A 5,568-nucleotide genomic window follows, 5' to 3' on the forward strand; every position below is an offset into this window, starting at 1 on the left:
TCAGGCCTGGGCGCAGGGGGTACCGGTCGACTGGTCCGCCGTCGCCCCGCCCACCGCACACCGCGCCGACCTGCCCACCTACCCCTTCCAGCACCGGCACTACTGGCTGACCGCCCCCGACACGCAGGGCGACGCCTCCTCCATCGGACAGGCGGCGGCCGGACACCCGCTGCTCAGCTCCGTCGTGGAACTGGCCGGCTCGGCGGCGCTCGTGCTCACCGGACGGCTGTCGCTGCGCACCCACGGCTGGATCGCCGACCACGCGGTCGCGGGTCGGGTGCTGCTGCCGGGCACGGCGTTCGTGGAACTGGCACTGCGCGCGGCCGACGAGGCCGGCTGCGAACGGATCGGCGAACTGACCCTGCTCCAACCGCTGGTGCTGCCCGAGCGCGGCGGCGTCCAGCTGCGCGTCGAGGTCGGCGAACCGGACGCCGAGGGGCGCCGTACCGTCGGCGTGCACTCCCGCGCCGACGGCGACGCGAAGGGCATCACCTGGACCTGCCACGCCACCGGCACCCTGGAGGGCGAGGCCGGCGAGGACACCGCCGCGCCCGACCTGACGCAGTGGCCGCCGGCCGGTGCGCAGACCGTCGACCTCGACGGCCTCTACCCGCGCCTGGCCGAGCAGGGCTACGGCTACGGGCCCGCCTTCCGCGGACTGCGCGCGCTGTGGCGGCGCGGTGCGGAGGTGTTCGCCGAGGTCGCCCTGGACGAGGCGCAGCGCGCCGACGCCGCCGCCTTCGGCATCCACCCCGCCCTCCTCGACGCGGCCCTGCACGCCGTCCTCGCCACCGGCACCGCCCCGCGGGACGGGATCCTGCTGCCGTTCTCCTGGCAGGGCGTCAGCCTCCGGGCGAGCGGCGCGCAGACCCTGCGGGTCGCCGTCACCCCGGCCGGCACCGACGACGCCGTCACCCTGACCGTCGCCGACGCCGCCGGTGTGCCCGCGGCCACCGTCGACACCCTGGTGTGGCGCACCGCCGACCTGTCCCGGCTCGGCGCCGCCGACGTGGCCGACGCACTGCTGCGCACCGACTGGACGACGCTCACCGCCGACGGGAGCACCCAGCCCGCCGCCTGGAGCCTGCTGGGCCCCGACCACCTGGGCCTGGCGGACGCCGGGGCACCCGAGCACCGGTTCGCCGGCCTCGCGGACCTCACCGCCGCCCTGGAGCGGGGCACCGCCGTGACCGGCCCGGTCCTGCTGTGCCGCCCGCCCCAGGAAGGCGACCCGGCCGACCCGGCCGCGGCCGCCCACACCGCCGTACGCGCCACCCTCGGCCTGATCCAGGAGTGGTTGGCCGACGAACGGTTCGCCGGGCTGCGGCTCGCCGTGGTCACCCGGGGCGCGGTGGCGGCGCCGGACACCGGCCGGCTCACCGACCTGGCGAACGCCCCGGTGTGGGGCCTGCTGCGGTCGGCGCAGGCGGAGAACCCGGGCCGGTTCCTGCTGCTGGACGTCGACGCCGACGAGCGGTCCGCGGCCGCGCTGCCCGCCGCCCTCGCGGCCGGCGTGTCGCAGCTCGCGCTGCGCGACGGCGACGTGCTGGTGCCGCGGCTGGCCCGGGCGGCGACCGGCAAGGCCCTGGTGCCGCCGCGCGGCCGCCCGTGGAAGCTGGACGTCGTCGGTCAGGGCATGCTCGAATCGCTGTCCCTGGTGCCCTGCGACGAGGCCGACCGGCCGCTGCGGCCGCACGAGATACGCGTCGCCGTGCGCGCCGCCGGCCTGAACTTCCGCGACGTGCTGATCGCGCTGGGCGTCCACCCGGGCGACGCCGACATGGGCGAGGGCGCGGGCGTCGTCACCGAGACCGGCTCCGCCGTCACCTCGCTGCGCCCCGGCGACCGGGTGCTCGGCATGCTGCCCGGCGCGTTCGGGCCCGTCACGGTCGCCGACGCCCGCTGGGCCGCCCGCATCCCCGACAGCTGGAGCTACGAGCAGGCCGCCTCCGTCGGCATCGTCTTCGCCACCGCCTACTACGGCCTGGTCACCCTCGGCCGGGTCCGGCCCGGCGAGTCGGTGCTGGTGCACGCGGCCGCCGGCGGCGTCGGCATGGCCGCCGTGCAGCTCGCCCGGCACCTCGGCGGCGACGTGTACGGCACCGCCTCCACCGGCAAGTGGGACACCCTGCGCGCCGGCGGACTCGACGACCGGCACATCGCCAACTCCCGCACCCTGGACTTCGAGCACGAGTTCCGGGAGGCGACCGGCGGACGCGGCATCGACGTCGTCCTGGACTGCCTGGCGAACGAGTTCGTCGACGCCACCCTGCGGCTGACCGCGCCCGGCGGCCGGTTCGTGGAGATGGGCAAGGTCGACATCCGCGACCGCGACCAGGTCGCCCGCGACCACCCCGGCGTCGACTACACCGCCTTCGACCTCATCCAGGTCGCCCTGCACCGGCCCGACGAGTACCAGCGGATCCTGCTCGCCCTCGTCGAGCTGTTCGAGCGCGGCGCCCTGACACCGATCCCGGTGCGCGCCTGGGACGTGCGCGAGGCACCCGAGGCGTTCCGGTACCTCAGCCAGGCCAAGCACATCGGCAAGATCGTGCTGACCATGCCCCGCCGGTGGGACCCCGAGGGCACCGTCCTGATCACCGGCGCCACCGGCACCCTCGGCCGGCTCGTCGCCCGTCACCTGGTCACCGAGCACGGCATCCGGCACCTGCTGCTGGTCAGCCGGCGCGGCCCGGCCGCCCGGGGCGCGGCGGAACTCGTCGCGGAACTGGCCGCACTGGGCGCCGAGGCCACCGTCGCCGCCTGCGACGTCACCGACCGCCCGGCGCTGGCCGCGCTCCTGTCCACCGTTCCCGCCGGGCGGCCGCTGCGCGCGGTCGTGCACACCGCCGGCGTCCTCGACGACGGGCTGGTCTCCGCGCTCACCCCCGACCGCGTCGAAGCCGTGCTGCGGCCCAAGGTCGACGCGGCCTGGCACCTGCACGAGCTGACCCGGGACGCCGACCTGACGCACTTCGTCCTGTACTCGTCCGTGATGGGCGCCCTGGGCAACGCCGGCCAGGGCAACTACGCGGCGGCCAACGTCTTCCTCGACGCCCTCGCCCAGCACCGGCACGCCCACGGCCTGCCCGCCACCTCGCTCGCGTGGGGCTTCTGGGACGAACGCAGCGAGATGACCGGCGAGCTGGACGAGGTCGACCTGGCCCGCATCACCCGCAGCGGACTGGTCCCGCTCACCTCCGAGGAGGGCATGGCCCTCTTCGACGAGGCCACCGCCGCCGGCGAGCCCGCCCCGGTCGCCACCCGGCTCGACACGGCCCGCCTGACCGGCCGCGCCACCGCGGGCACCCTGCCCGAGGTGCTGCGCAACCTGGTCCGGGTCCGCACCCGGCGCACCGCGGGTGCGGGCGCCGCGGCCACCGGGGCCGGCGGACGGTTCGCCGGGCTGGCTCCGGCCGACCGCGACCGCGCCCTGCTGGACCTGGTGCGGGAGCACGCGGCGACCGTCCTCGGCCACGCCTCGTCCGCCGCCATCGGCGCCGACGCCAAGTTCAAGGAGCTGGGCTTCGACTCGCTGTCCGCGGTCGAACTGCGCAACCGGCTCACCGAGACCGTCGGGGCCCGCCTGTCCTCCACGGCCGTCTTCGACTACCCCACCCCCACCGACCTGGTCCGGCACCTGCGCGGCGAACTCTTCGGCGCCGAGGAGGAGACGACGGCCCACGCGGCCGCCGCCCCGGTACCGGCGGCCGCCAGCGGCGACGCGGCGGACCCGGTCGCGATCGTCGGCATCGGCTGCCGGCTGCCCGGCGGCGCCGACTCGCCCGAGGACCTGTGGCGGCTGGTCGCCGACGGCGTGGACGCCATCGGCGCCATGCCCACCGACCGCGGCTGGGACCTGGACAACCTCTACGACCCCGACCCCGACCGCTCCGGCAAGAGCTACGCCGTCGAAGGCGGCTTCCTCTACCGGGCACCCCGGTTCGACGCCGAGTTCTTCGGGATCAGCCCGCGTGAGGCGGCGGCGATGGACCCGCAGCAGCGCCTGCTGCTGGAGACCGCCTGGGAGGCCCTGGAGCGTGCGGGCATCCTGCCCGGCGAACTCAAGGGCAGCCAGACCGGCGTCTTCATCGGCGCCCTGTTCCAGGAGTACGGCTCCCCGCTGCACGGCGCCGACGAGAAGGTCGACGGGTTCCGGCTCACCGGCAAGACCACCAGCGTCCTGTCCGGCCGTATCGCCTACTTCCTGGGCCTAGAGGGCCCCGCGATCACCGTGGACACCGCCTGCTCCTCGTCCCTGGTCTCCCTGCACCAGGCGGCGCAGGCGCTGCGCCAGGGCGAGTGCTCCCTGGCCCTGGCGGGCGGCGTGTCCGTGCTGGCCACGCCGGGCATCTTCGCCGAGTTCAGCCGCCAGCGCGGCCTGGCCGCCGACAGCCGCATCAAGGCGTTCGCGGCGGCGGCCGACGGCACCGGCTGGGGCGAGGGCGTCGGCGTCCTGGTCCTGGAGCGGCTGTCCGACGCCCGCCGCAACGGCCACGACGTGCTCGCCGTGATCCGGGGCAGCGCGGTCAACCAGGACGGTGCGAGCAATGGTCTGACGGCGCCGAACGGGCCGTCGCAGCAGCGGGTGATCCGCCAGGCGCTGGCCAACTCCGGTCTCACCGCGGCCGACGTCGACGTGGTGGAGGCGCACGGGACCGGCACCAAGCTCGGTGACCCGATCGAGGCGCAGGCGCTGCTGGCCACCTACGGCCAGCGCGGCGACGCCGAACCGCCGCTGTGGCTCGGCTCGCTGAAGTCCAACATCGGACACACCATGGCCGCCTCCGGTGTCGCCAGCGTGATCAAGATGGTCATGGCCCTCAACCACGACGTCCTGCCGCGCACCCTGCACGTCGACGCGCCCACCCCGCACGTCGACTGGAGCCGGGGCGCGGTGGAACTGCTGACGGACGAGCAGCCGTGGCCGGAGCTGGAGCGGCCGCGCCGCGCCGCGGTCTCCTCGTTCGGGATCAGCGGCACCAACGCCCACCTGGTCCTGGAACAGGCACCCGAGCCCCGGCCCGAGCCGGCGCGGGAGCCGGCGCCGCAGACGGCAACGGAGCCCGCAGCGGCCGCCGCGTGGGTCATCTCCGCGCGCACGGACGAAGCGCTGCGCGACCAGGCCGCGCGCCTGGCCGCCTTCGTCGAGGCCCGGCCCGCACTCACCCCGGCCGCGGTCGGCCGGGCCCTGGCCACCACCCGGACCGCCTTCGAACGCCGTGCGGTCCTCGTCGGCGCCGAACGCGGCGAACTCCTCGGCTCCCTCTCCGCGTTCGCTTCCGGTGAGGTGGTGGGGGGTGTGGTGTCGGGTGCGGCGGTGCCGGGCAAGACGGTGTTCGTCTTCCCGGGGCAGGGGTCGCAGTGGGTGGGGATGGCTCGTGGTCTGTTCGCGTCGTCGCCGGTGTTCGAGGCGCGGTTGCGTGCGTGTGGGCAGGCGTTGTCGGAGTTCGTGGAGTGGGATCTGCTGGATGTGCTGCTGTCGGGTGACGGCGCGGTGCTGGAGCGGGTGGATGTGGTGCAGCCGGCGTTGTGGGCGGTGATGGTGTCGCTGGCTGAGGTGTGGCG

General features: G+C 75.7%; 1 protein-coding gene. It reads left to right on the plus strand.

The features are described 5' to 3' along the window. A partial coding sequence (locus ACZ6CZ_RS37495) for an SDR family NAD(P)-dependent oxidoreductase (protein ID WP_469030489.1) occupies window positions 1-5,568 on the plus strand: 5,568 nt, incomplete at both ends.

This window comes from Streptomyces sp. NPDC041135 (genome assembly GCF_055592085.1).